Source organism: Saccharopolyspora sp. NPDC049426, from assembly GCF_040676935.1.
Taxonomy (GTDB): Bacteria; Actinomycetota; Actinomycetes; order Mycobacteriales; family Pseudonocardiaceae; genus Saccharopolyspora.
Map to the genome: position 1 here is coordinate 41,800 of NZ_JBFAPZ010000008.1, position 24,037 is coordinate 65,836.

Here is a 24,037-nt window from a genome sequence, read left to right on the forward strand (position 1 = left end):
CCATTGTCTGCCGCCGCCCTCGATCGCGGCGTGGGGGCACGGCCGGTGGTCGTCGAGAGCGCTACTCTCGATTCTTCCGTCACCGTCCGTAGTGAATTGGAGGCGCGCTGTGTCAGTCGCAGTGACCGGAAGCATCGCCAGCGATCACCTGATGCACTTCCCCGGGAAGTTCACCGACCAGCTCGTCGCCGACAACTTGCAGCAGGTCTCGCTGAGCTTCCTCGTCGACGACCTGGTGGTGCGGCGGGGCGGTGCGGCGGCCAACATCGCCTTCGCGCTCGGAGTGCTCGGCAGGCGTCCGGTGCTGGTGGGAGCCGTGGGTGAGGACTTCGCCGACTACCGGTCGTGGTTGGAGCGCAACGGGGTCGACTGCGCGGGAGTGCACGTCTCGGAGTACGCCCACACCGCGCGGTTCGTGTGCACCACCGACCAGGCCTTCAACCAGATCGCCTCCTTCTACGCGGGGGCGATGACCGAGGCGCGCAACATCGAACTGGCTCCGGTGCTCGCCGCGCGCGACGTCGACATGGTGCTGATCAGCCCGAACGACCCGAAGGCGATGCTGCGCCACGCCGACGAGTGCAGGCAGCGCGGCTACCGCTTCGCCAGCGACCCGTCGCAGCAGCTCGCGCGGCTGAGCGGCGAGGAGGTCCGGCGGATGGTCGAGGGCGCCGACTACCTGTTCACCAACCACTACGAGTGGGGTCTGCTGCTGCAGAAGACCGGCTGGAGCGAGGACGACGTGCGAGCCGCGGTCGGCGTTCGCGTCACCACGCTCGGCGCCGACGGGGCGGAGATCGTCGAGCGCGACGGTCAGCGGCTGGAGGTGCCCGCCGTTCCGGAGATCGCCAGGGCCGACCCGACGGGAGTCGGTGACGGTTTCCGCGCCGGTTTCCTCGCGGCCGTCGAGACCGGGCTGTCGCTGGAGCGGGCCGCGCAGCTCGGCTCGCTGATCGCGGTGCACGTGCTCGAGGTGACCGGAACGCAGGAGTGGACCCTCGATCACGGCCGCGCCCGCAAGCGCTTCGCCGAGACCTACGGGGAGGACGCCGCGGCCGAGGTCGCCGCCGCGCTGCCGCTCGGATAGGCATCCCGCAATTCTCGCTTCGCATTTCTTGCAAAAAATTGCGAAGTGTTATGGCTGGTAAATTGCTGGTTCCGTTGGCGTATTGACTTTACCTGCGCAAGAAAATGTGATCGTAGGCGTTCGCTCATCGCAGGCGATGCGAAGGAGAAGGTCAATGCGATTAACGGTGCTAGCGCTGGCCGCGACCGTGGTCGGCACCGCCCTGGTGCCCGCCGCGTTCGGCCAGGAACGCGCTCCGGCGCCGGCCGCCGCACCCGTGGCCGGGCCGATCATCCAGATGTTCCAGTGGCCGTGGGATTCGGTCGCGAATGAGTGCACCAACTTCCTGGGGCCGAAGGGATTCGGCGCGGTCCAGGTGTCGCCGCCGCAGGAGCACATCGTGCTCCCGGAGGCCGGTCACCCCTGGTACCAGGACTACCAGCCGGTCAGCTACCAGCTCGAATCCCGCCGCGGGAACCGCGAGCAGTTCGCCAACATGGTCAAGACCTGCAACGACGCCGGCGTGCAGATCTACGCCGACGCCGTGGTCAACCACATGGCCGGATCCGACGGCGACCACCCGGGCAGCGGGGGTTCGGAGTTCACCAAGTACGACTACCCCGGAACCTATTCGGACGCGGATTTCCACGACTGCCGCAGGGACATCTCCAACTACGACGACAAGTGGGAGGTCCGGAACTGCGAGCTCGTGGGGCTCGCCGACCTCAAGACCGAGAGCGACTGGGTCCGCCAGGCAGAGATCAAGTACCTCAACGACCTGATCAGCCTGGGCGTGTCCGGGTTCCGGGTCGACGGGGTCAAGCACATGCCGCCGGAGGACATCGGCGCGATCTTCGGCGGGCTCAACGCCGTTCCCGGAACCGGCCAGAAGCCCTACGTGTTCCAGGAGGTCATCGCCGACTCCACCACCACGGCGGGGGAGTACGCCGGCAACGGTGACGTCACCGAGTTCGCCTACCAGGGCAAGGTCAGCGACGCGTTCAAGAACGGCTCGCTGGAGCAGCTCGACGGTTTCACCGACGAGATGCCGCTGCCTGCCGATCAGGCCGTGGTGTTCATCGACAACCACGACACCCAGCGCAGTTCGCCGACGCTGACCTACAAGAACGGCACCGCGTACGACCTGGCGGTCGGCTTCGAACTCGCCTACCCCTACGGCACGCCGCAGCTGATCTCGAGCTTCGCCTTCGACAACTCCGAGCAGGGCCCGCCCGCGGAGGCCGACGGCACGACCAAGCCCGCGAGCTGCGACGACCCGGCGTGGGTGTGCGAGCACCGGCGGCCGATCATCGCCGGGATGACCGGGTTCCACAACGCGGTCCAGGGCGCCCCGCTCACCGACTGGTGGGACAACGGCGGCGGTCAGATCGCGTTCGGCCGCCAGGACAAGGGCTTCGTGGCGATCAACCGCGAAGGAGGGGAGCTCGCGCAGAGCTTCCAGACCTCGTTGCCCGCGGGCAGCTACTGCGACGTGATGTCCGGTGAGCTCTCGAACGGTTCCTGCACCGGCCAGACCGTCGAGGTCGGCGAGGACGGGAAGTTCACCGCGACGGTGGCCGCGAACTCCGGTGTCGCGCTGCACGCCGGAGCCAAGCTCGGCTGATCGACGCCCGGCACGTGGGCTGTTCGGATGCATTTGCCGAACTCCTGCGTGCCGGGCATATCCGAATTGATCTCATGTTCGTTGGGGGGTTGATCCCACATGGGCAGGAAGGGCGATTCGGATGCGACACAGGATCTGGGCGATAGGCGCGGCCGCGCTCATCGCGCTCGCGGCGGTACCGGCCTCCGCGACCGCTGACGAGCGGCGCGACGTGATGTTCGTCGGCAACAACTGGGACGGCACCGTCGACCTGCTCGACGCCGCCGACTTCGACAAGTACCAGCGCATCAACGTGGTCCCGGACCTCGACCAGCGGCTGCGCGAGATGACCCCGGACCAACGCGCGGCCATGCTGATCATCCGCGAAACCGCGGGCGAGGGTCACGACCAGCTGGTCGACGACATCGCGGTCTCCCCGGACGGCAAGACCATGTACGTCTCCCGGCCCAGCCTCGGTGACGTGGCCGCCTACGAGATCGCCACCGGCGAGCAGGTCTGGCGCACCCCCGTCGAGGGCTACCGGTCCGACCACATGGCGCTGTCCCCGGACGGCACCGAACTGGCGGTCTCGGCGACCACCGCCAACATCGTGCAGCTGCTCAACCCCGCCGACGGCTCGGTCACCGGCGAATTCCCGACCGGCGACTTCCCGCACGAGAACCGCTACTCCGCGGACGGGAAGACGCTGTACAACGCCACCATCGGCCGCGTGGTCATGCCCGACGACCCGGCGCTGGACGGCCTCAAGGGCAAGCGGCAGCTGACCATCGTGGACACCGAGACCCAGCAGGTCCGCGACACCATCGACTTCGGCGTCGGCATCCGTCCGTTCCTGGTCACCCCCGACGGCAAGACGATGTACACGCAGCTGTCGTTCCACAACGGCTTCATCGAGTACAGCCTCGAGGAGAAGCGGGTCACCCGCACCGTGCACCTGCCGCTGTCCGAGGACGCGCAGCAGATGAAGCGCGAGGACTACCCGCTGGACTCCGCGCACCACGGCCTCAGCGCCAACGCCGACGGCACCAAGCTCTGCGACGCGGGCACGATCTCGGACTACGCGGCCATCGTGTCGGTCCCGTCTCTGACCACCGATGCCATCGTGCCGGTCGGCAAGAAGCCGTACTGGGCCGCGACCAGCCCGAACGGCCAGTACTGCTTCCTGTCCAACAGCGACAGCGACGACATCTCGGTGGTCGACTTCAACGGCACGAAGGAGACGGCCCGCATCCCCGTCGGAGACCACCCGCAACGAGTCCGCGGCTACGCGATCCCCACCTCCGTCCTGCACGGCTGAGCGCAGCGGGGGTGGAAGTGTCGGCTGACTTCCACCCCCACCCGCGAAACCAGCGGTCCTGCGGGGCGTTCCACCATCGGTGGATGTTTCAGCTGACGTCCGGGTCTTCGTCGGGTTCCCAGCGGAGGAGGTCTCCCGGGGTGCAGTCGAGGGCCTGGCAGAGGGCTTCGAGGGTGGTGAAGCGGACCGCCTTGGCTCGGCCGTTCTTCAGGACGGCGAGGTTCGCCGGGGTGATGCCGACGCGCTCGGCGAGTTCGCCCACCGACATCTTGCGCTTGGCCAGCATGACGTCGATGTCGACCGCGATCGGCACTCAGATCACCTCGTCCAGCTCGGCCTGCATCTGCGTCGCCTCGATGTCGCGGTCGACCGCCTGCGCCAGCAGCACGCGCAGCACCAGCACGATCAGCGCGACCCCCAGGATCGCCACGACCACGCCGCAGATCAGCAGCACGACGCCCGGGGCGACGGCCTCGCCGGGTGCCAGCAGGCAGGCGAGGGAGAACACGTCGAGCGCCGCCGCCACGATCGCACCGATGATGACGTGCACGTAGCGGAAAGCCGCGTGGGAGAACACGGTTCCGCGCCTCACCATCGTGACCAGCCGCCACACGCAGACGACCACGACCTGGCAGGCCACCAGTCCGAGCACGATGATCACCAGCAGTGGCACCCGCAGGTAGGCGTACTGCGGGTTCAGCTCCTCCAGGTCGGCGTTGAGCAGCGGCACCATCACGGCCTGCACGAACAGCGACCCGGCCAGCAACATCACGAGCACGACTCGCAGCGCGAGCACCGCCAGCTTTCCCATCGCCACTCCTTCGATCGAACAACGATGAGAATCTATCGAAAAACGATAGATGTTGGCAAGCGAGCGGTCACCGGGCGAGGTTCGTGATCATGCGGTGCTGCGGTCACGCGGCTGGAACGCCAACGCTTGCCCGCCGGGTCAGCTCTCCGGGTCGAGCAGGGCCTCCGCGACCGCGGTGATGTCCTCGGGTCGGACTCGGCAGCAGCCGCCGACGAGCATGGCACCGGCTGCGCGCCACTGGCGGGCTTGTTGCGGGGACAGGCGGGGATCGCCGGTCCAGGCGTGGTGCTCGGCGTCCCACCCCTCGCCGCTGTTCGGGTAGGCGACGAGCGGCTTTTCCGTTGCCGCTCGGGCGGTTTCGAGCGCGGGCAGGACGTCCTCGGGGGTCGAGCAGTTGATGCCGATCGCGTGGATCGCATCGGATTCGGCCAGGGCGAAGGCGTCGGCGAGGGGTTGGCCGGCGCGGGTGCGGTCGCCGTCGACGGTGAACGAGAGCCACGCGGGCACACCCAGGCCGGCGACGGCTTCGACCAGGACCTCGGCTTCCTCGACGTCCGGGATGGTCTCCAGCGCGAGGACGTCCGGGGCCGCATCGGCCAGCGTCTCCAAGCGCGGCAGGTGGAACTCCCGCAGCTCGTGCTTGGTCAGCCCGTAGTCGCCCCGGTATTCGGAGCCGTCAGCGAGGGTCGCGCCGTACGGTCCGATGGAGGCGGCGACCCACCGGTGCTCGCCGGGCTCGACCTCACCGGCCAGCCGCGCCAGCTCGACGCTTCGGTGCAGCAGCCGCTCCGCACCGGCGCGGTCGAGACCGCGCTCGGCGAAGCCCTCGAACGACGCCTGGTAGCTGGCGGTGGTGGCGATGTCGGCGCCAGCCCGGTAGAACGCGGCGTGCGCGGCGACGATCTCCTCCGGGGCGTCGGTCAGCAGGCGTGCTGACCACAGCGCGTCGGCGAGCTCGTGCCCCATCGCCTCCAGCTCCGTGGCCAACCCGCCGTCGAGCACCAGCGGCCGATCGACCCTGAATCCCTGCATGCCGTCCAGGGTAGTGGTGTTCCGGAGGGCGGACCCCATTGAAACCCGGCGTGGGGAGATCCAAATTTCGCGCGAAATTCGACGCGGAGACTTCGGACTCGAATTTCGCGCGAAATTGTGAGCGGTCAGCCCTTCACGCTGCCCGCCGCCAACCCGGAGACCAGGAAGCGCTGCACGGCGTAGAACACGATCACCGCCGGAATCGCCACCAGAACCGACGCCGCCGCCAGATGACCCCACTCCGCCCGGTTCTGCTGGACGAAGACCTGCAACCCCACCGCGAGCGTCTTGGACTCGTCGGCGGCCGACAGGAACGCCGAGGCGAAGGCGACCTCGCTCCAGGCGACGATGAACGAGTAGAAGCCGGTCACCGCCAGGCCCGGCCGAGCCAGCGGCAGCACCAGCCGCCAGAACACGCCGAGCGGCGAGAGCCCGTCGACCCGGCCGGCCTCGTCGATGTCGGCCGGGATCCCGTCGAAGTAGCCCTTGAGCATGAACGTGCAGAACGGGATCGCGGTGCTGCAGTAGACCAGCACGAGCCCGAGCGCGCTGCCCTGCAACCCCAGCGTGAGCAGGATGTTGTACAGCGGCACAATCAGCACCGCGAACGGGAACATCTGCACGACCAGGAACGACAGCAGCAGCCAGTGCCTGCCGGGGAACCGGAACCGGCTCAGCGCGTAGGCGGTGGTCGCCGCCAGCAGCACGCCGAGCACGGTGGTCAGCGCCGCGATCAGCACCGAGTTGCCGAACCACGCCAGGAACGAGCCCTTCGCGCCGGTGAGCACGTCGGTGTAGTTGACCAGGCTGGAGTCGTTGAACAGCGACGGCGTCGCCTCGATCGCCTTCGCGTCCGGCTTGAACGACACCACCACGACCCAGAACACCGGGAACACCGCGATCAGCGAGGCCACGCTCAGCGCGCCGTGCAACCCGATGCTCGCCAGGGTCGAGCGGCGGCCCCGACCGCGCGGTTGCGCAGCGGCCGAGGACGCCCGCAGGGACGCTGCGTCGATGCTCATCAGAGCTCCTGTCCCTGCCGCGCCATCGCGCGGCGGTAGATCGCGGCGAAGACCAGCAGCACCGACAGGATCAGCACGCCGTAGGTGGAGGCGATCGCGTAATCCCTGGTGGCGCCGGAGAAGAACCGCTCGAAGGCGTAGGTCACCAGAATCCGGGTGTGCGGGTTGTTGCCGGTGATCAGGTAGATGACCGGGAACATGTTGAACGTCCAGATCACCCCGAGCAGCACCACGCTGCTCGACACCGGGCGCAGCCCCGGCAGCGTCACGTTGACGAACCGCTGCCAGGGCGTGGCCCCGTCCATCTCGGCGGCCTCGTAGAGGTCCGACGGGATGGCCTGCAGCCCGCCGAGCAGGGCGACCATCATGAACGGCACGCCCAGCCACACGTTGACCACGATCACCGACACCAGCGCCAGGTCCGACTGCCCGAGCCACACCTGACCGGGCAGCCCCAAGGTCTCCAGCACCCAGTTGAGCAGGCCGTAATCGGCGTTGAGCAGGTACCGCCAGGCGAAGGCGCTGATGAACACCGGCACCGCCCACGGCAGGATCAGCAGGACCCGGTACAGCCCGCGCCCGCGCATCCGCCGGTTGAGCAGCATCGCCAGGCCCAGCCCGATGCCGTAGTGGCAGACCACGCACGCGAAGGTCCAGATCACGGTGCGCACCAGCGTCGCCCAGAACGAGCCGAACGCCGCCGAGCCGGACAGCACGTTGAGGTAGTTGTCCCACCCGACGAAGGAGTAGCGCGCCTCGCGGTCCAGGACCGGGTTGGCGATGTTGGTGTCGTTGATGTCGGTGAACCCGAAGTGCACGCCCTGCAGCAGCGGCAGCACGACCAGCAGCGCGAGGACGGCGACCACCGGCAGCACCATCGCGTAGCCGAACCAGTACCGCGCGAGGAAGTTCCGCATGATCAGCGCTTCGCGTAGTCGGTGAGGATCGTGCTCTGGTAGGTCTGCGCCAGCTCGTCCAGCGCGGCCTGGGTCTGCTTGCGGCCGGACAGGACGTCGCCGTAGGCGGTCTGCAGCGGCTCCAGCAGTTCGCTGTTCTGCGGGATCCACGCGCGGCTGTGCGTGGTCGCCGCCAGCGGGCGGAACGCGGTGACGATCGGGTTGGCCGCCACCGCCGGGTCGTCGTAGGCGGACTTGCGGGTGGGCAGCAGACCCAGCTCCGCGGCGATCTTCGCCTGGCCGGCGGTGCTGCTCATGCAGGCGACGAACTTCTGCGAGGCCTCGGTGGCGTCGCTGCCCTGCCGGATCACGTAGTCGTGGCCGCCCACCGGCGACGGGGTCGCCGAGCCGGGAACCGGTGCGATGCCCAGGTTGGCGGGGTCGGCGAACTCCTGGGAGGCGGTGAACTCCGAGACCGCCCACGGGCCGTCGATGACCATGGCCGTCTCGCCGGTGGTGAAGGCGGTCTTCATGCTGGTGTAGGAGTTGGGCTGGTCGAGCGAGGTGCGGGCGGCCTTGGCGTCGAGCAGGTCCTTGGCGACCTGCACGCCGCGCACGGTCTCCGGGGAGTTGACGGTGATCATCCGGGCGTCGGAGTTCACCAGGTCACCGCCGTGGGTGTAGATGAACGGCAGCGCGTAGTACTCGTCGTTGTTGAGGAACAGCGCGTTCTCGCCGCCCAGCTTCGGGGCGACGGCCTTGAGCTCGTCCCAGTTCTGCGGTGGTTCCACGCCGGCGGCGTCGAGCTTGCGCTTGTTGTAGAACAGCGCGAGCGCGTCGGTGACCTGCGGGACGGCGTAGGTCTTGCCCTCGAACTTCGTCGATTCCAGCGTGTTCGGCAGGAAGTCGTCGGTGTCGGTGACCAGCGGCGTGCCGGAGAGGTCCTGGATGAGGCCGGCCTGCGCGAGCTGCGAGACCCAGCCGACGTCGGCGCGCAGCACGTCGGGGCCTTGCCCGCCTTGCGCCGCGGTCTTGTAGTTGTTCAGCGCCTGGTCGAAGGCCACCGTCTCCACTCGCACCTGGTAGCCGCCGGTGCGGCCGCACTCCCGGGCGACTTCGCTGAACACCGCGCTTTCCGCTGATCCGCTGGTGTCCCAGTACACGACCTGGTTCGCGTCGCCTGCCGAGCCGCCGCACCCGGTGAGGGTGAGGGCTCCGACCAGGCCCAGGGCAGCGATGACCGTGGCCTTGGGTCTCATTTCCAGACCTCCCGTTGTGCAAATATTTGCAACCGACTGGCGTTAGATTGCATACCCAGAATGTGAATCGCGTCAAGATGTTCGAGCAGAAATGGACATGCTCCGGCAACCGGCAAAGCCATGCCATTGCAAATTATTGCTGCGCCGTGCAGTATCGTGTCGGGAACCATCGCGAGTGGGAGGAGTCCGGCGTTGGCGGGTCTGGCCGAGATCGCGGAAGCGGCCGGGGTGAGCGTGTCCACGGTGAGCCGCGTGCTCAACCGCAAGTCCGGCATCGCCGAGGAGACCCGGCAGCGCGTGCTCGACGTGCTCAACCAGCTGCCGCACACCGCCCGGGGCGTCGGCGCCCTGCGGCGCACGGGAGTGATCGGCCTGCTGGTGCCGGAGCTGTCCAACCCGGTGTTCCCCGCCTTCGCCGAAGCGCTGGAAAGCCGTGCCTCGCAAGCGGGTTACGCCTCGCTGCTGTGCAACACGCGCGCGGCGATGAGCGAGCGGGAGTACGTCCAGATGCTCCAGGCGCGCGGTGTGGAGGGCATGATCTTCGTGTCGCCGGAGATCGCCAACCCGGACAACGACGAGCGCCGCACCCGCGGCTACTACGAGAAGCTGGCGCGCGAGGGCATCCGGATGGTGTTCGTCAACGGCGGTGCCCCGAGCCTGGACGTCCCGGACATCACCGTCGACGAGCACCTCGCCGGTCACACCGCGGCGCGGCACCTGCTGGAGCTGGGGCATCGCCGCATCGGATTCGTCAGCGGCCCGTCGCGCGCACTGCCCTCCCGGCTCAAGCGCGCGGGCTGGGCCACAGCCCTGGAGGAGGCCGGTGTCGAACCGGCGGCTGAACTCGTCGCGCACGGCTCGTTCTCCGCCGAAGGCGGCGCGGAGGCGATGTCCCGGCTGCTCGACGGTCCGCAGCCCGCGGCGGTGCTGTGCTCGTCGGACGTGATGGCGCTGGGCGCGATGGGGGAGGCCAAGAGACGCGGGTTGAGCACGCCGGAGGACGTCTCGGTGGTCGGCTTCGACGACATCCCGCTGGCCGCCTACTGCCAACCGGCGCTGACGACCCTGGCCCAGCCCATCCGCGACATGGCCGCCGCGGCCGTCGACGAGCTCTTGCGCCAGCTCGATCCCGACGGCGACGAGCGCGGTTCGACCAGCTTCAGCCGCATGTTCCGGCCCAGCCTGATCGTCCGGGAATCCACTCGGGAGCGTTGAGCCCGCACTCCGGAAAGGGAGCAGCATGTCTTGGTGGCGTGACGCCGTGGTGTACCAGATCTACGTGCGCAGCTTCGCCGACGGCGACGGCGACGGCGACGGGATCGGCGACCTCGCCGGAGTGCGGGAGCGCCTGCCGCACCTCGTGGAGCTGGGCGTCGACGCGATCTGGCTGACCCCGTTCTACCCCTCGCCGATGGCCGACGGCGGCTACGACGTCGCCGACCACTGCGACGTCGACCCGCTCTTCGGCGACCTCGACGACTTCGACGCCCTGCTGACCCAGGCCCACGACGCCGGCCTGCGGGTGCTGGTCGACGTCGTCCCGAACCACACCTCCGACCAGCACGCGTGGTTCACCGAGGCGCTGGCCGCCGAGCCGGGTTCGGCCGAACGCGACCGCTACCTGTTCCGCGAGGGACGCGGCGACGAGCCGCCGAACGACTGGGAATCGATCTTCGGCGGGCCGGCCTGGACCCGGTTGCCCGACGGGCAGTGGTACCTGCACCTGTTCGCGCCGGAACAGCCGGACCTGAACTGGCGGAACCCGCAGGTGCGCGCGGACTTCCGCAAGGTGCTCAAGTTCTGGCTGGACCGCGGCGTCGACGGTTTCCGCATCGACGTCGCGCACGGCATGATCAAGCACCCCGACCTGCCCGACACCGGTCGCAGCGAGCAGATCTCCCTGCTGGGGAAGGGTGAACTGCCGTACTTCGACCAGGACGAGGTGCACGAGATCTACCGCGACTGGCGCGCGCTGCTCGACTCCTACTCGGGCGGGCGGATCGGCGTCGCCGAAGCCTGGGCGTCCACCCAGGAGCGACTGGCCCGCTACGTCCGGCCCGACGAGCTGCACCAGGCGTTCAACTTCGCGCTGCTGGAGGCGCCCTGGTCGGCGGAGGACTTCGGGAAGGTCGTCACCGAATCCCTGGCCACCACCGCTCGAGTCGGTGCGACCACCACGTGGGTGCTGGGCAACCACGACGTCCAGCGCCCGGTGACCCGCTACGGCGACGGCGAGCTCGGCCTGTCGCGCGCCCGCGCGGCGGCGCTGTTCAGCTTCGCCCTGCCCGGCTCCGTCTACGTCCACCAGGGCGAGGAACTGGGACTGCCCGAGGTGCTGGACCTGCCCGACGAGGTTCGCCAGGACCCGATCTGGGCCCGGTCCGGCGGCACCGACGTCGGCCGCGACGGCTGCCGCGTGCCGCTGCCGTGGTCCGGTGGCGAGCCGCCGTTCGGCTTCGGCCCCGGCGGGAGCTGGCTCCCCGCACCGGAGGAGTGGGCGTCGTCCACGGTCGAGGCTCAGCGCGCCGCCCCGGGTTCGGTGCTGCGGCTCTACCGCTCGGCGCTGGCGCTGCGCCGCGCACTGGCCGTCCTCGGCGACGGGGAGCTGACCTGGCTGGACGCTCCGGAGCAGGTGCTGGCGTTCGCCCGCGAGCCGGGTTTCGCGTGCGCCACCAACTTCGGCGACACCTCGGTCGACCTCGACCTCCCCGGTGACCTGCTGCTCCGCAGCGACGGCGCCGAGGTCTGGACGGGCGAGCTGCCGCCGAACACAACCGCATGGCTGGAGTTCGGGAAGAAGTAACCAAGAATCGTCCTAGTGGGTCTATTTCTGCCCGAATGACCGTGGTCGCATGTGAGTCACCAACGACACGGAGGTGACTCGCATGATGCGACGATTAGCAACGACCATGGCAGCGGCGGCGCTGTCCGCCGTCGCCGTGGTCGGTTCCCAGGCGCCGGCGTCCGCCGCGCCGAACTTCCAGGTGCCCTTCAAGTGCGGTGTCGAGGTCACGGCCGCCACCTTCAGCGGGCACAGCCCGGCCAACTCGGTCGACTTCCAGCGCGAGGGCATCACCGGCATGGCGGTCCTCGCTTCCGCCGGAGGCACCGTGACCAGGTCGGAGAACGAAGGCGACACCAGCTACGGCCGGTGGATCGAACTCGACCACGGCAACGGCTGGCGCACCCGCTACGCCCACCTGTCCAGCCAGGCCGTCTCGGTCGGCGAGAAGGTGTCGGCGGGCGGCAAGATCGGCGAGGCCGGCGCCACCGGCGGAGTCACCGGCCCCCACCTGCACTACGAGCAGATCCTCGACGGCGCCGACCGCAAGGTCGTCCTCAACGGCAAAGCCGTCCCGTACTACGACCACACCCCGTTCACCAGCAAGAACAACTGCTGACCTCCCCTGGGGCCACGAGAACGGCCGGTCCGCCCCCAGCGAGGTGGACCGGCTCGTTCAGGCGCTTGCGGCTGAATCGCTCTGGTCGAAGCGCACCACCAGTTCGACGCCCAATGCGTGCGCGAGCCGATCAAGAATCGGAATGGTCGGGACCGTGCCGCCGGCTTCGAAGCGAGCTACCGCGGGCTGGGACATCCCGGCGGCCTCAGCGAGTTGGCTCTGCGTCCACGATCGCTCTTCGCGGAGCTCGCGCGTGGCCTTGCCGAGTTCGTACGCGATTCGGGTTGCTTCGTACGCCTCGGCGGCGCCCGGCTCCTTCATGCGGCGTTCGCGCAGAGACTCCCAATCCGTCCTGGCCACTGTCCCCTCACTCCCCAACATGCTCATCCACCACCGTGTGCACGTCGTTCATGCACTGGCGAAACGCTCGCCAGGCCCGCTCGATCTCCCGTGACTCCCGCATTCTGGTCTTGCGGAACGCGGTGAGCAGAATGATCCGCCTGCCAGATGCGATCCAGTAGGTGATCCGAACTGCGTCGCCGTCCAGGTGGAACCTGAGTTCTCGCAGGTTGCCGTGAAGTTGTTTTGTGTATGGCTCGCTGAGTAATGGTCCGTGCTCGGCTAGAAGTTCGATGTAGAAGGCCGCTGTGTTGAAGTGCGCAGTGGTGAGCCCTTCCAGCCACCTTCGAACTCCCGGCTCGAGCTCTACCGTACCCCAGGACATAACATCGATGGTATAAGTCGGTCTGTTTCACCATCGGGCGATATGAAACGGCCGGTCCACCTCCAGGGAGGCGGACCGGCCGTTCTGCTGGCTCGTGGTCAGAGGCGCACGGGGTAGTGCGGTTCCGGGACCTCGGGGGAGAGGCGGCCTTCGATGAAGATGGCGTGCCAGAGCATGAAGACCAGCAGGGCCCAGAGGCGGCGGCTGTGGTCGAGGACGCCGGAGCGGTGCTCCTCCAGCAGTTGCAGGATCGCGCGGCGGTCCAGCAGGTGATCGGTCTGGGACTGCTGGATGATGTTGCGCGCCCAGTCGTGCATCTCGTCCTTGAGCCAGAGCCGGATCGGCACCGGGAAGCCGAGCTTGCGCCGGTTGAGCACGTGCGCCGGGACGACCTGGTACAGCGCCTGGCGCAGTGCGTACTTGGTGGTCTCGCTGGTGATCTTCTGCTCCAGCGGCACCGTGCTGGCCACCCGGAAGACCTCGTTGTCGAGGAACGGGACCCGCAGCTCCAGCGAGTTGGCCATCGTCACCTTGTCGGCCTTGACGAGGATGTCGCCGCGCAGCCACGTGAACAGGTCCACGTGCTGCATCCGGGTCACCGGGTCCCAGTCCTTCGACAGGCTGTACGGGCCGCCGGTGACGTCCTTGTGCGACACGCCCGGGTCGAAGGCGCGCATGATGTTGCGCAGCTGGTCGTCCCGGAAGATGCGCGCGTTGCCGTAGTAGCGCTCCTCCAGGTCCAGCGAACCGCGGCGCAGCAGGTCCTTTCCGCGCACGCCCTCCGGGATGTGGCTGGAGACCTTGCCCATCGCCTTGCGCAGCGCGCCCGGCACCTTCTCGAACGGCGCCAGCGACAGCGGCTCGCGGTAGATCGTGTAGCCGCCGAACAGCTCGTCGGCGCCCTCACCGGAGAGCACCACCTTCACGTGCTGGCGGGCCTCGCGGGCGATGAACCACAGCGGGACCAGCGCCGGGTCGGCCACCGGGTCGTCGAGGTACCAGATGATCAGCGGCAGCGCCTCCATCATCTCCTCGGCGGAGACGGTGCGGACCACGTGCTTGACGCCGATCGCCGCGGCCGACTCGGCGGCCACGTCCACCTCCGAGTAGCCCTGCCGCTCGAAACCGGTGGTGAAGGTGATCAGGTTCGGGTTGTGCTCCTTGGCCAGCGCCGCGATCGCGGTGGAGTCGATGCCGCCCGACAGGAACGAGCCGACCGTCACGTCCGCGCGCATGTGCTTGGCGACCGAGTCGCGCATCACATCGACGATCTCGTTCTGCAGCCGCCGCACGTCGGCGTCGGTGTTGGCCGGGCGCGGCCGGAAGTTCGGCTGGAAGTACCGCTCGGTCACCAGCTGCCCGCCGGGCGAGACGGTGAACGAGGTGCCCGACTCGATCCGGCGGATCTGCCGGTGCAGCGACTCGGGCTCCGGCACGTACTGGAGGACGAAGTAGTGCTGCAGCGCCTTGTGATCGAGCTCCTCGCCGATCTTGAGCGTGTTGGCCAGGCTGAGCAGGCTCTTCTTCTCACTGGCGAAGGCAGTGCCGCCGGGGCCGGTGGCGTAGAACAGCGGCTTGATGCCGAACGGGTCGCGCGCGCCGTAGACTACCCTGCGCTCGCTGTCCCAGATCATGAACGCGAACATGCCGCGCAGCCGACCGACCGACCGCGGGCCCATGTAGTGGTAGGCGGCGACGATGACCTCGGTGTCCCCGTCGGTGGCGAACCGGGCGCCGTACTGCTCGATGAGCTCGGCGCGCAGCTCCAGGTAGTTGTAGATCTCACCGTTGAACGTGATGGTGTAGCGCCGCGGGTTCTCCGGCGGGCCCCAGGTCAACGGCTGGTGGGAGTGCTCAAGGTCGATGATGGACAGCCGGTTGAAGCCGAGGACGACCTCACCGCCCTGCCACGTGTCGCTCTCGTCCGGCCCCCGGTGTCGTTGACAGGGCAGCGCGTTGGCCACGGCGTTCACGCTGTAACCGGCAGATTCTTCAGTGGGACAGATGAGTCCAAGCAGGCCGCACACGCGTCTCGTGCACCTCTCCGAGTCGGGGGGAAAAGGCTGGCTCCAGTATGCAGAACCTCGGCCCGCGCGCTGCACGTGCGTGCGGGGAGTGCTCCGTGGTCGTTTTGCGTGGCGGTGCGGCTCCGGTACTTCGAGATGAGCCCTGAGCGAACGATCGACGCCCCCGGAGCAGTATCGCGGCTACACCTGGGCTAGGCTCTGCCCAGGATTCCGGCGGCGGATCTGCGGTTGCCTGCGGGTGGACCGGGGATCGACCAAGCCGCTTCGGTGAGTTTTGCACGAGGAGGCGTCGCGCAGTGGGCCTGAAGGAGGGGACCCGAGTGCCACGGCTGGTCAAGGTCGCTGGTCTGATCGGCCTGGTTGGTGTCGCGGCCACTGGCTGCACGACCGACGAGGTCCTGCGGTTCGGATGGCCAGAGGGTGTCACCCCGCAGGCCGAGGCGATGCGGAACCTGTGGACCTGGTCGGTGATCGCAGCACTCGCGGTCGGTGTGTTGGTGTGGGGACTGATCTTCTGGTCGGTCGCTTTCCACCGCAAGAAGAAGAACGACGAGGAGCTGCCGCGTCAGTTCCAGTACAACCTGCCGCTCGAGCTCATCTACACGGCGATTCCGTTCGTGCTGGTGGTCGTGCTGTTCTACTTCACGGCGGTCACGCAGAACACGGTTCTGGCCAAGCCGGCGAAGCCGGACCAGACCGTGAACGTGATCTCGTTCCAGTGGAACTGGGAGTTCAACTACCCCGGTTACAAGACGCCGGACGGGCAGCCGGTGCGCACCGTCGGCAGCAGCAGCGAGATCCCGCTGCTGGTCGTGCCGGTCGGGCAGCGCGTCGAGTACCACATCCGCTCCACCGATGTGATCCACTCGTTCTTCGTCCCGGAGTGGCACTTCAAGCGGGACACCTTCCCGTACCCGGAGAAGAACAACCAGGACAACGTCTTCCAGAACACCGTTGAGCGGGAAGGCTCGTTCGTGGGCCGGTGCGCCGAGCTGTGCGGCACCTACCACGCGATGATGAACTTCGAGGTCCGGGCGCTTTCGCCTGACAAGTTCGACCGGTACATGCAGCTGCGCACCCAGGTGAACCCGCAGACGGGGCAGACCTACACCGCTGCCGAGGCTCTCGGTGCGATGAACTGCGGTGAGCTGTGCACGCCGCACGCGGTGACCGGTGTTCCGTTCAACACCGACCGCACCGGTGGCGTGCCCTCCGGCATCGGGACGAACAGCTAGGGGTGCCCTCGACAGGGCGTACGGCGTGAGAGCGAGGACTCCATGAAGGTCGAATCGAAGATCTTCAACATCATCACCGTTTTCTTCTTCCTGTCCGCAGTCGTCTACGGCGTCTGGGCCAAGGAGCCGGTGGGCACCGTGGCGCTGGTCCTGGTCGGCGGCCTGTCCTTGATCATCGGCAGCTACTTCTCCTTCGTGGCTCGCCGGATCGAGGAGCGTCCCGAGGACAACCCGGACGCGGAGATCAGCGACGGTGCTGGTGAGCTGGGCTTCTTCAGCCCGGGTAGCTACTGGCCCGTCGGCCTGGCCGCCGGTGCGGCGTTCGCGGGCATCGCCCTGGCGTTCTTCCACGTCTGGATGATCGTGCTCGCGGTCGGCTTCTTGCTGATCATGGTCGCCGGGCTGGTGTTCGAGTACCACACCGGTCAGAGCAGCCACTGACGCAGAACGTGAAAGGCCCCTCGGTCGCGACCGAGGGGCCTTTTCGCATCTAGGATCTCGTCCGACGAACAACCACGCAGCAGGAGGTTCTCCCTCGTGATCACCGCCATCGTGCTGATCCAGACCGCCGCCGACCGCCTCACCGAGGCGGCTCAGGAGATCGCCGACATCGACGGCGTCGACGAGGTCTACTCCTGCGCGGGTGATGTCGACCTGATCGCGATGCTCCGCGTCGCCAAGCACGAGCACCTCGCGGACATCGTCCCCGGCAAGATCAACAAGGTGGCCGGAGTCCAGGACACCGACACCCACATCGCCTTCCGCTCGTACTCCCGCAAGGACGAAGAAGCCGCCTTCTCCATCGGCCTCGAAGAGGAGTAGGGGCCGACCTTCGTGGTCGTTTTGCTTTGCGGTGCGGGTGGCGGAAACCCCCGAAGGGGAGAGCGCAGCGGCTCCGTGGACTCCGGGCGCCACTCCTGATGCATGCCGCTTACCCGGGGTGTGGACATCGGCGTCGCGGCGTCCTCGCCACGAAGCCGCTCAGAACCCCGGGCGGTGCAGGTTGCTCAGGTGGTGAAGGCGAAAGCGACTTCGTCGCTTGCCTGACGTTGGGTGTTTCAGGCTTCAGCGGAGTTCGGTGCAGAGGGTCGTCCAGCGGTCCAGGAGGGCTGCTGCGGCGCCTGAGTCGATGGCCTCGGCCACTCGGGTCAGGCCGGCCTCGAACTGCGTCCGCAGGTCGGCTCCGGGGCCGTCGTAGGCGACGCAGGCTCCTGCCGCGTTGAGCAGGACCGCGTCGCGGACCGGGCCGGTGGCGCCCGCCAGGAGGTCGCGGACGACCTCGGCGTTGTCCTTCGCGTCGCCGCCCTGCAGGTCCTCCGGGCGGCTGCGGGCGATGCCGAAGTCCTGCGGGTCCAGCGCGTCCTCGCGAACCGTGCCGTCGTTGACCACCCAGAGCGTGCTGGCGGCCGTGGTGGTGATCTCGTCCATGCCGTCGTCGCCGCGCACCACCAGCGCCGCGTTGCCGCGCGCGGCGAACACGTCGGCGACCACCGGCGCCATCCGGCGGTCCGCGCAGCCGATCAGGCCCGCGGCGGGTCGAGCCGGGTTGGTCAGCGGGCCCAGCACGTTGAACGCGGTCGGGATGCCGATCTCGCGTCGCGGGGCTCCGGCGTGCTTGAACGCGGGGTGGAAGACCGGCGCGAAGCAGAAGCCGATGCCGACCTCCTCCACGCAGCGCGCCACGGCGGCCGGCGGCAGGTCGATCGCCACGCCGAGCTCTTCGAGCACGTCGGCCGTGCCGCACTTCGACGAAGCCGCGCGGTTGCCGTGCTTGACCACGGTCACCCCGGACGCGGCCAGCACGATCGAGGCCATGGTGGAGATGTTCACGCTGCCGCTGCGGTCACCACCGGTGCCGACGATGTCGACCGCGCGCTGGGTGATGTCCAGCGTGCGGGCGTGCTGGAGCATCGCGTCGGCCATGCCGCGCACCTCTGCGGCCGTCTCGCCCTTGGCGCGCAGCGCCACCACGAAGCCCGCCACCTGGGCCGGTGTCGCCTCGCCCGACATGATCAGGTCCATGGCCCAGGCGGTGTCCTCCGCGGACAGGTCCGTACCCGCGACCAGGCTGCCCAGCAGCCCTGCCCAACTTCCCGCCATGGTTCCCACGATCTACTCCGTCGGTTCGGCTGTCCAAGGAAAACTATCGTGCCGCCGCGCACGCCTCCTGATCTGCCCGATATGGCATGTATCGCAGGCACCGGCCGGAGATCAGCGGAAACCGGAACGCGGAATTCCGCTGAGGACCGGCCGATGCCTGCGCGGACCGGGTTGCCTCGCCGCCCTCGCGGCCGGGCGAGGGTCAGGCCGGGACGGGCTTGCCCTGGGTGCGCAGGACCTCGGCGACGGTCTCGGCGGAGGCCAGCGGGTCCAGCGGGTGCACCAGGACCGCGTCGGCCTGCGACCAGGTGGCGAGCCACCGGTCGTCCTTGCGGCGGACCGCCACGACCACCGGCGGGCACTGGGCGATCTCGTTCTTGAGCTGCCTGGACACGCCCATGCCGCCGGTCGGCTGCGCTTCGCCGTCCAGGATCAGCAGGTCGACCTTGCCCGCGTCGACCTCGCTGAGGACGTCGGCGACTGTGCTCGCCTCGACGTAGTGCAGCCGGTCCAGATCGGGTGCCGGGCGCCGCCCGACGGCGTTGATGATCGCCTCCCGGACCTCGGCGCGGTGGCTGAACACGAGAACGTTCGTTGTTGCGGTGCTCATCACTGGCTCCTCGGCGAGCTTGCGGACACCCGCACCCGATCTGCGCAGCACGGGGCATTAACAGGTCCGAATGCTAGCCTCCCGAGCGGGTGTGACAGTAGCCACCCGGCCGGATTCGATCATTCGGACCCGGGTTGCAGTGCGTCCCAGCCGAAGGTCTCGCCGCCGTGCCGTTGCGCCAGACCGGCCATCCGGGACGTCTCCTGTGAGCAATGCAACGCATCCAATCGCTGCACACGGAGCGCAACCAACGGGGTCAAACCGGGCACGCTGAGGTCATCTCCGCGGCCTCCTGGGCGCAATGTCCACTTGTCCGAGGCCAGCAAGGCCCTCGCGGTGTCGACAGCGTCACCGGGAAGTGCCAGGTGGTGGCGCAGCACCGCCGGGTCCTCCGGCTTCCACCCGGTGGCCCTGGCCAGCGCCGTCGACGCGGCCTCGGTGTCGTCGTAGGACCACACCACCACCTGTAATCCGGGGTCATCGATGCTGATCACGGGCTTGTCGCGGTCGGTCCGGCGGAGTCCCAGCACGCTCAGAGCGGACCGAAGAGTTTTCACGTTGAGTTACCTCCAGATCGCAATCCGATCACCTCGCGGCCGTAGGGGAGGACCCGAAGGCGCGAGGGGAAAAGCTGCAAGACATAATGCGTCGCGTGACAACGGCAGCGCCCTCAATCAGTCAACGCGTGCACTCGCTGAACCGACCCAACATGGTCAGCGTCGGCACCATCGTTTGGTTGGCCAGCGAGCTGATGTTCTTCGCTGGACTCTTCGCCATGTTCTTCACGGTGAAGGCGCAGAACGAGGGCGCGTGGCCACCACCGCCCACTCACCTGAACCTCCCGTATGCCCTCCCGTTCACGGTCATCCTGGTGGCGTCTTCGTTCACCTGCCAGTGGGGCGTGTTCGCGGCGGAGCGGGGTGACGTCTTCGGTCTCCGCCGGTGGTACGTGATCACGCTGATCATGGGCACGGTCTTCGTGCTCGGGCAGGCCGGTGAGTACTTCCAGTTGGTCACCGAGCACGCGACCACGATCGCGTCGTCGGCCTACGGAACGGTCTTCTACATGACGACCGGCTTCCACGGGCTGCACGTCATCGGCGGGCTGGTCGCGTTCGTCTTCCTGATCATCCGGACGAAGCTCAGCAAGTTCACGCCGGCTCAAGCCATCGCAGCGATCGTCGTGTCGTACTACTGGCACTTCGTGGACATCGTGTGGATCGGCCTCTTCGCCGTGATCTACCTCGTCCCGTGATCGCTCCTCCAGCGAGGAACCTCGATCGCCTGGCACGAACGAGGCCGAAACGAACACCCCGAACCGGACAGCAAGGGTTGCCGCACTCATGACCACCACTAAGAAACGGAACCGCGCGGGCTCGAAGCTCAAGCGGCGGATCTCCGGTGTACTGGCGCTGGGCATTGCGTTGGTGGGTGCCGGTGGGCTGTACACCGTCCTGACTCCCGAGCCGCAGACCGCGCACGCCGCAGCGGACCCGGCACTGGTGAGGCAGGGCGAGCAGCTCTACAACAACGCCTGCATCAGCTGCCACGGATCCAACCTGCAGGGCGTGCAGGACCGTGGTCCCAGCCTGACGGGCGTCGGCGAAGCCGCAGTGCACTTCCAGGTCGCCACCGGCCGCATGCCGATGGTCCGGCAGGAAGCTCAGGCGGTGCGCAAGCCGCCGAAGTTCAGCCCGGAGGAGATCGACGCGCTGGGCGCGTACGTGCAGACCTACGGCGGTGGCCCGGAGGCGCAGAAGCAGTCCGGTCAAGCGCTGCAGGGCGGCGACCCCGCGCGCGGTGGCGAGCTCTACCGCCTCAACTGCTCGTCCTGCCACAACTTCACCGGACGAGGCATCGCGATGTCCTCCGGCAAGTTCGCGCCGAACCTGGACCAGGCGACCGAGCAGGACATCTACCACGCGATGCTCACCGGGCCGCAGAACATGCCCAAGTTCTCGGACCGGCAGCTCACGCCGGAAGAGAAGAAAGACATCATCGCCTACGTCAAGTCCGTGACCAACGGCAACAACAACCCGGGCGGCAACTCCCTCGGCGGCTACGGCCCCGGACCGGAAACGGTGATCGCCTGGGTCGTCGGACTCGGAGCGCTGATCGGCCTCACCCTGTGGATCGGAGCCAGGGCATGAGTGAGCAAGAGAACAAGGACTACACCGAGGCCGAGCTGGCCGAGATGAGCCGCGACGAGAAGATGCGGCTCGGTCTCGCCCTCGACGACGTCGAGCTGGTCGAGTACCGGGACAACTTCCCGGTCAGCGGGACCCGCGCCGAGCGACGTGCCGAGCGCAACATCGCCGCCTGGTTCATGCTGGCCGGCCTGTCCGCGCTGGCCTTCATCGCGGTGTTCATCTTCTGGCCGTGGGGCTACCAGCCCTCGACCGATCCGACCGCGCACTTCATCTACTCGCTGTACAACCCGCTGATCGGTTTCTTCCTCGGCCTGTCGATCCTGGCCGTCGGCATCGGCGTCGTGCAGTACCAGAAGAAGTTCATCCCGCACGAGGTCGCGGTGCAGCAGCGCCACGACGGCCACGGGTCCAGCGAGGTCGACCGGCAGACGACCGCCGCGATCCTGGCCGACGCGGGCAACCGCAGCGGCATCGCCCGCCGCAAGATGATCACGCGCACCGCGGGCTTCGGCCTGGGTGCCTTCGGCCTCGGCGCCGGCGTGTTCGCGCTCGGCGGCATGGTGCGCAACCCCTGGGCCGAGGAGGGCCAGGAGTCGCTGCTGCACACCGGCTGGATGCCGGAGCACCCCGGTGAGAAGATCTACCTGCGTCGCGACACCGGCAACCCGCACGACGTCTCGCTGCTGCGGCCCGAGGACATCGACGCCGGTGGCTTCGAGACCGTCTTCCCGTTCCGGGAAGCCTGGCGGCACGACGAGCACGAGCTGATCACCTCGATGCGCAAGGGCGACGCGCCGGTCATGCTGATCCGGCTCCGCCCCGGCAGCAAGCCGCTCAAGCGCAAGGGGCAGGAAGACTTCAACTACGGCGACTACTACGCCTACTCGAAGATCTGCACCCACCTGGGCTGCCCGACGTCGCTGTTCGAGCAGCAGACCGGCCGCCTGCTCTGCCCGTGCCACCAGTCGCAGTTCGACGTGGTCAACACCTATGCGAAGCCGGTGTTCGGCCCGGCCACGCGTGCCCTGCCCCAGCTGCCGATCACGGTGGACGAGGACGGCTACTTCGTGGCGAAAGGCGACTTCATCGAGCCCGTCGGTCCGGCGTACTGGGAGCGTAAGTCATGAGTTCGATCACCACGCCCACGAAGGGAGAGAGCAAGCTGTACGGCAAAGTCGCGCACGCCGCCGACGAGCTGGACACGCGGTACCGCTTGGCTCCCGGCATGCGGCGGCAGCTGAACAAGGTCTTCCCGACGCACTGGTCGTTCCTGCTCGGCGAGATCGCGCTCTACACGTTCATCCTGCTGCTGATCACGGGCACGTACCTGGCGTTCTTCTTCGACCCCTCCATGCAGGAGGTCGAGTACCAGGGCCTGTACACCAACCTGCGCGGCGTGGAGATGTCGCGGGCGTTCGAGAGCACGCTGGACATCTCCTTCGAGGTCCGCGGTGGTCTGTTCGCCCGCCAGCTGCACCACTGGGCGGCGCTGCTGTTCATGGCGTCGATGGTGGCGCACATGCTGCGCATCTTCTTCACCGGTGCGTTCCGGCGCCCGCGTGAGACGAACTGGATGATCGGCGTCACGCTGTTCATCCTCGGCATGTTCGAGGGCTTCACCGGCTACTCGCTGCCGGACGACCTGCTGTCGGGCACCGGTGTTCGCATCGCCTCCGGCATCACCATGTCGGTCCCGGTGCTGGGCACCTGGGTGCACTGGATCCTGTTCGGCGCCGAGTTCCCCGGCACCGACCTGATCCCGCGGTTCTACTTGTTCCACGTGTTCCTGCTGCCGGGTCTGATCCTGGGTCTGGTCGCGGCGCACCTGGCGCTGGTCTGGTACCAGAAGCACACCCAGTTCCCGGGCGTGAAGCGCACCGAGAGCAACGTGGTCGGCGTCCGGATCATGCCGGTGTTCGCGGTCAAGGCCGGGGCCTTCTTCGCGATGGTCGTCGGCGTCTGCGCGATCATGGCCGGTGTCTTCCAGATCAACCCGATCTGGAACCTCGGCCCGTACATCGCCTCGCAGATCTCCGCCGCGTCGCAGCCCGACTGGTACATGATCTGGACGGACGGTTCATCGCGTCTGTGGCCGGCCTGGGAGGTCTACCTGGGACCGTTCACGATCCCGGCGCCGTTCTTCCCGACCGCGCTGTTCATGGGCCTGATCTTCACGGTGGCGATCATGTACCCCGCCATCGAGCGCAAGCTCAGCGGCGACAACGCGCACCACAACCTGCTGCAGCGTCCGCGCGACAACCCGGTACGCACCTCGCTGGGTGCCATGGCGCTGACGTTCTTCATGGTGCTGATGATCTCCGGTACCAACGACATCATCGCCTTCGAGTTCAACATCTCGCTGAACGCGATGACCTGGGCCGGCCGCATCGGCCTGCTGGTGGCGCCGCCGATCGCCTACTGGATCACCTACCGGATGTGCCTGGGTCTCCAGCACGGCGACCGGGAGGTGCTCGACCACGGCGTCGAGACCGGCATCATCAAGCGGCTCCCGCACGGTGAGTTCATCGAGGTCCACCAGCCGCTCGGCCCGGTGGACGACCACGGCCACCCGGAGGCGCTGCCCTACCAGGGCGCTCCGGTGCCGAAGAAGATGAACCAGCTGGGCGCCGCCGGTCACCCGGTCGAGGGCAGCTTGCTGAAGCCCGACCCGGTCGAGGAGACCGCCGCGCTGGAGCAGGCCCGTCACGACGACGCGGTCCGCGAAGCCGAGGAGCGCACGCAGCTGACCGCCGGCAAGCCTTCGCAGCCGACGGACTGAGCAC

The 24,037-nt window shown here is 68.0% G+C and carries 24 protein-coding genes and 1 pseudogene; 13 read left to right on the top strand and 12 right to left on the bottom strand.

Going from position 1 to position 24,037, the window contains the following annotated elements; genetic code table 11:
• Positions 1-151: 151 nt before the first annotated feature.
• The 3 genes from AB0J78_RS18620 to AB0J78_RS18630 all read left to right on the top strand — a co-directional run bounded on the left by AB0J78_RS18620 (position 152) and on the right by AB0J78_RS18630 (position 3,987).
• On the top strand, positions 152-1,087 hold the full coding sequence (locus tag AB0J78_RS18620; protein ID WP_363791101.1) for a carbohydrate kinase family protein: 936 nt from the start codon (positions 152-154) through the stop codon (positions 1,085-1,087).
• A 154-nt stretch (positions 1,088-1,241) separates the two neighbouring features.
• Positions 1,242-2,690, top strand: coding sequence for an alpha-amylase family protein (locus AB0J78_RS18625; protein ID WP_363790556.1), 1,449 nt, complete (start codon positions 1,242-1,244; stop codon positions 2,688-2,690).
• Positions 2,691-2,811: 121 nt separating this feature from the next.
• Positions 2,812-3,987 (top strand): serine/threonine protein kinase, encoded by a 1,176-nt coding sequence (locus AB0J78_RS18630; protein WP_363790558.1) that lies wholly within the window; start codon positions 2,812-2,814, stop codon positions 3,985-3,987.
• An 88-nt stretch (positions 3,988-4,075) separates the two neighbouring features.
• On the opposite strand, the gene AB0J78_RS18635 is transcribed toward AB0J78_RS18630, so the two are convergent.
• From AB0J78_RS18635 to AB0J78_RS18660, 6 genes are all read right to left on the bottom strand, one after another.
• The gene (locus AB0J78_RS18635; RefSeq protein ID WP_363790560.1) at positions 4,076-4,300 is read right to left on the bottom strand and encodes a helix-turn-helix transcriptional regulator; all 225 of its coding nucleotides are present in this window, start codon (positions 4,298-4,300) and stop codon (positions 4,076-4,078) included.
• Positions 4,301-4,798: a DUF2975 domain-containing protein gene (locus AB0J78_RS18640; protein ID WP_363790562.1), complete on the bottom strand. Its 498-nt coding sequence runs from the start codon at positions 4,796-4,798 to the stop codon at positions 4,301-4,303.
• A gap of 138 nt (positions 4,799-4,936) precedes the next feature.
• A complete protein-coding gene (mmuM, locus tag AB0J78_RS18645) occupies positions 4,937-5,830 on the bottom strand; it encodes a homocysteine S-methyltransferase (protein WP_363790564.1) in 894 nt (297 codons plus the stop codon).
• A 125-nt stretch (positions 5,831-5,955) separates the two neighbouring features.
• A complete protein-coding gene (locus AB0J78_RS18650; protein ID WP_363790566.1) occupies positions 5,956-6,852 on the bottom strand; it encodes a carbohydrate ABC transporter permease in 897 nt (298 codons plus the stop codon).
• Positions 6,852-7,769 carry a sugar ABC transporter permease gene (locus tag AB0J78_RS18655; protein WP_363790568.1) on the bottom strand — a complete coding sequence of 306 codons (918 nt, stop codon included), beginning with the start codon at positions 7,767-7,769 and terminating at the stop codon, positions 6,852-6,854. Before AB0J78_RS18655 ends, AB0J78_RS18650 begins: the two co-directional genes overlap by 1 nt.
• Positions 7,770-7,771: 2 nt before the next feature.
• Entirely contained in the window at positions 7,772-9,007 is a 1,236-nt protein-coding gene (locus AB0J78_RS18660; protein ID WP_363790570.1) for an extracellular solute-binding protein, read from the bottom strand.
• A gap of 192 nt (positions 9,008-9,199) precedes the next feature.
• Here AB0J78_RS18660 and AB0J78_RS18665 point away from each other — a divergent pair, with 192 nt between their 5' ends.
• The 3 genes and pseudogenes from AB0J78_RS18665 to AB0J78_RS18675 form a co-directional block, all read left to right on the top strand.
• Positions 9,200-10,222 carry a LacI family DNA-binding transcriptional regulator gene (locus tag AB0J78_RS18665; RefSeq protein ID WP_363790572.1) on the top strand — a complete coding sequence of 341 codons (1,023 nt, stop codon included), beginning with the start codon at positions 9,200-9,202 and terminating at the stop codon, positions 10,220-10,222.
• A 25-nt stretch (positions 10,223-10,247) separates the two neighbouring features.
• Positions 10,248-11,810, top strand: coding sequence for a glycoside hydrolase family 13 protein (locus tag AB0J78_RS18670; protein ID WP_363790574.1), 1,563 nt, complete (start codon positions 10,248-10,250; stop codon positions 11,808-11,810).
• A 106-nt stretch (positions 11,811-11,916) separates the two neighbouring features.
• A pseudogene (locus tag AB0J78_RS18675) lies at positions 11,917-12,405 on the top strand (M23 family metallopeptidase); the annotation flags it as partial.
• A 60-nt stretch (positions 12,406-12,465) separates the two neighbouring features.
• Here the strand turns inward: AB0J78_RS18675 and AB0J78_RS18680 are convergent.
• The 3 genes from AB0J78_RS18680 to asnB all read right to left on the bottom strand — a co-directional run bounded on the left by AB0J78_RS18680 (position 12,466) and on the right by asnB (position 15,159).
• Entirely contained in the window at positions 12,466-12,768 is a 303-nt protein-coding gene (locus AB0J78_RS18680; RefSeq protein ID WP_363790576.1) for a helix-turn-helix transcriptional regulator, read from the bottom strand.
• Between the two features lie 7 nt (positions 12,769-12,775).
• A complete protein-coding gene (locus tag AB0J78_RS18685; protein WP_363790578.1) occupies positions 12,776-13,132 on the bottom strand; it encodes a type II toxin-antitoxin system RelE/ParE family toxin in 357 nt (118 codons plus the stop codon).
• 98 nt (positions 13,133-13,230) lie between these two features.
• Positions 13,231-15,159, bottom strand: a complete 1,929-nt coding sequence (gene asnB / locus AB0J78_RS18690; protein WP_363790580.1) for an asparagine synthase (glutamine-hydrolyzing) — start codon at positions 15,157-15,159, stop codon at positions 13,231-13,233.
• A gap of 296 nt (positions 15,160-15,455) precedes the next feature.
• Here asnB and coxB point away from each other — a divergent pair, with 296 nt between their 5' ends.
• The 3 genes from coxB to AB0J78_RS18705 all read left to right on the top strand — a co-directional run bounded on the left by coxB (position 15,456) and on the right by AB0J78_RS18705 (position 17,216).
• Positions 15,456-16,394: a cytochrome c oxidase subunit II gene (coxB, locus tag AB0J78_RS18695; protein ID WP_207918470.1), complete on the top strand. Its 939-nt coding sequence runs from the start codon at positions 15,456-15,458 to the stop codon at positions 16,392-16,394.
• A gap of 42 nt (positions 16,395-16,436) precedes the next feature.
• Positions 16,437-16,835 (top strand): cytochrome c oxidase subunit 4, encoded by a 399-nt coding sequence (locus tag AB0J78_RS18700; protein WP_132672549.1) that lies wholly within the window; start codon positions 16,437-16,439, stop codon positions 16,833-16,835.
• 96 nt (positions 16,836-16,931) lie between these two features.
• The gene (locus AB0J78_RS18705; RefSeq protein WP_363790584.1) at positions 16,932-17,216 is read left to right on the top strand and encodes an Lrp/AsnC ligand binding domain-containing protein; all 285 of its coding nucleotides are present in this window, start codon (positions 16,932-16,934) and stop codon (positions 17,214-17,216) included.
• 243 nt (positions 17,217-17,459) lie between these two features.
• On the opposite strand, the gene trpD is transcribed toward AB0J78_RS18705, so the two are convergent.
• The 3 genes from trpD to AB0J78_RS18720 form a co-directional block, all read right to left on the bottom strand.
• Positions 17,460-18,494, bottom strand: coding sequence for an anthranilate phosphoribosyltransferase (gene trpD / locus AB0J78_RS18710; RefSeq protein ID WP_363790586.1), 1,035 nt, complete (start codon positions 18,492-18,494; stop codon positions 17,460-17,462).
• 202 nt (positions 18,495-18,696) lie between these two features.
• On the bottom strand, positions 18,697-19,104 hold the full coding sequence (locus AB0J78_RS18715; protein WP_363790588.1) for a hypothetical protein: 408 nt from the start codon (positions 19,102-19,104) through the stop codon (positions 18,697-18,699).
• 119 nt (positions 19,105-19,223) lie between these two features.
• Positions 19,224-19,661 (bottom strand): hypothetical protein, encoded by a 438-nt coding sequence (locus AB0J78_RS18720; protein WP_363790590.1) that lies wholly within the window; start codon positions 19,659-19,661, stop codon positions 19,224-19,226.
• 86 nt (positions 19,662-19,747) lie between these two features.
• On the opposite strand from AB0J78_RS18720, the gene AB0J78_RS18725 reads away from it, so the two are divergent.
• The 4 genes from AB0J78_RS18725 to AB0J78_RS18740 all read left to right on the top strand — a co-directional run bounded on the left by AB0J78_RS18725 (position 19,748) and on the right by AB0J78_RS18740 (position 24,033).
• On the top strand, positions 19,748-20,359 hold the full coding sequence (locus tag AB0J78_RS18725; RefSeq protein ID WP_132672553.1) for a heme-copper oxidase subunit III: 612 nt from the start codon (positions 19,748-19,750) through the stop codon (positions 20,357-20,359).
• Between the two features lie 88 nt (positions 20,360-20,447).
• A complete protein-coding gene (locus AB0J78_RS18730; protein ID WP_363790593.1) occupies positions 20,448-21,254 on the top strand; it encodes a cytochrome c in 807 nt (268 codons plus the stop codon).
• Positions 21,251-22,381 carry a ubiquinol-cytochrome c reductase iron-sulfur subunit gene (locus AB0J78_RS18735; RefSeq protein ID WP_363790595.1) on the top strand — a complete coding sequence of 377 codons (1,131 nt, stop codon included), beginning with the start codon at positions 21,251-21,253 and terminating at the stop codon, positions 22,379-22,381. The genes AB0J78_RS18730 and AB0J78_RS18735 overlap by 4 nt, the downstream gene beginning before the upstream one ends.
• A complete protein-coding gene (locus AB0J78_RS18740) occupies positions 22,378-24,033 on the top strand; it encodes a cytochrome bc complex cytochrome b subunit (protein ID WP_363790597.1) in 1,656 nt (551 codons plus the stop codon). Before AB0J78_RS18735 ends, AB0J78_RS18740 begins: the two co-directional genes overlap by 4 nt.
• The last annotated feature ends 4 nt before the right edge of the window (positions 24,034-24,037 follow it).

Excerpts from the sequence above, each read along its gene's own strand:
- AB0J78_RS18660 (WP_363790570.1), bottom strand. The coding sequence starts at position 9,007 with ATGAGACCCAAGGCCACGGTCATCGCTGCCCTGGGCCTGGTCGGAGCC.
- mmuM (WP_363790564.1), bottom strand. The coding sequence starts at position 5,830 with ATGCAGGGATTCAGGGTCGATCGGCCGCTGGTGCTCGACGGCGGGTTG.
- AB0J78_RS18670 (WP_363790574.1), top strand. The coding sequence starts at position 10,248 with ATGTCTTGGTGGCGTGACGCCGTGGTGTACCAGATCTACGTGCGCAGC.
- AB0J78_RS18730 (WP_363790593.1), top strand. The coding sequence starts at position 20,448 with ATGACCACCACTAAGAAACGGAACCGCGCGGGCTCGAAGCTCAAGCGG.
- AB0J78_RS18620 (WP_363791101.1), top strand. The coding sequence starts at position 152 with ATGCACTTCCCCGGGAAGTTCACCGACCAGCTCGTCGCCGACAACTTG.
- AB0J78_RS18655 (WP_363790568.1), bottom strand. The coding sequence starts at position 7,769 with ATGCGGAACTTCCTCGCGCGGTACTGGTTCGGCTACGCGATGGTGCTG.
- AB0J78_RS18685 (WP_363790578.1), bottom strand. The coding sequence starts at position 13,132 with ATGTCCTGGGGTACGGTAGAGCTCGAGCCGGGAGTTCGAAGGTGGCTG.
- AB0J78_RS18715 (WP_363790588.1), bottom strand. The coding sequence starts at position 19,104 with ATGAGCACCGCAACAACGAACGTTCTCGTGTTCAGCCACCGCGCCGAG.
- AB0J78_RS18650 (WP_363790566.1), bottom strand. The coding sequence starts at position 6,852 with ATGAGCATCGACGCAGCGTCCCTGCGGGCGTCCTCGGCCGCTGCGCAA.
- AB0J78_RS18625 (WP_363790556.1), top strand. The coding sequence starts at position 1,242 with ATGCGATTAACGGTGCTAGCGCTGGCCGCGACCGTGGTCGGCACCGCC.
- AB0J78_RS18725 (WP_132672553.1), top strand. The coding sequence starts at position 19,748 with ATGCGTCGCGTGACAACGGCAGCGCCCTCAATCAGTCAACGCGTGCAC.
- AB0J78_RS18630 (WP_363790558.1), top strand. The coding sequence starts at position 2,812 with ATGCGACACAGGATCTGGGCGATAGGCGCGGCCGCGCTCATCGCGCTC.
- AB0J78_RS18735 (WP_363790595.1), top strand. The coding sequence starts at position 21,251 with ATGAGTGAGCAAGAGAACAAGGACTACACCGAGGCCGAGCTGGCCGAG.
- trpD (WP_363790586.1), bottom strand. The coding sequence starts at position 18,494 with ATGGCGGGAAGTTGGGCAGGGCTGCTGGGCAGCCTGGTCGCGGGTACG.
- AB0J78_RS18640 (WP_363790562.1), bottom strand. The coding sequence starts at position 4,798 with ATGGGAAAGCTGGCGGTGCTCGCGCTGCGAGTCGTGCTCGTGATGTTG.
- AB0J78_RS18740 (WP_363790597.1), top strand. The coding sequence starts at position 22,378 with ATGAGTTCGATCACCACGCCCACGAAGGGAGAGAGCAAGCTGTACGGC.
- AB0J78_RS18700 (WP_132672549.1), top strand. The coding sequence starts at position 16,437 with ATGAAGGTCGAATCGAAGATCTTCAACATCATCACCGTTTTCTTCTTC.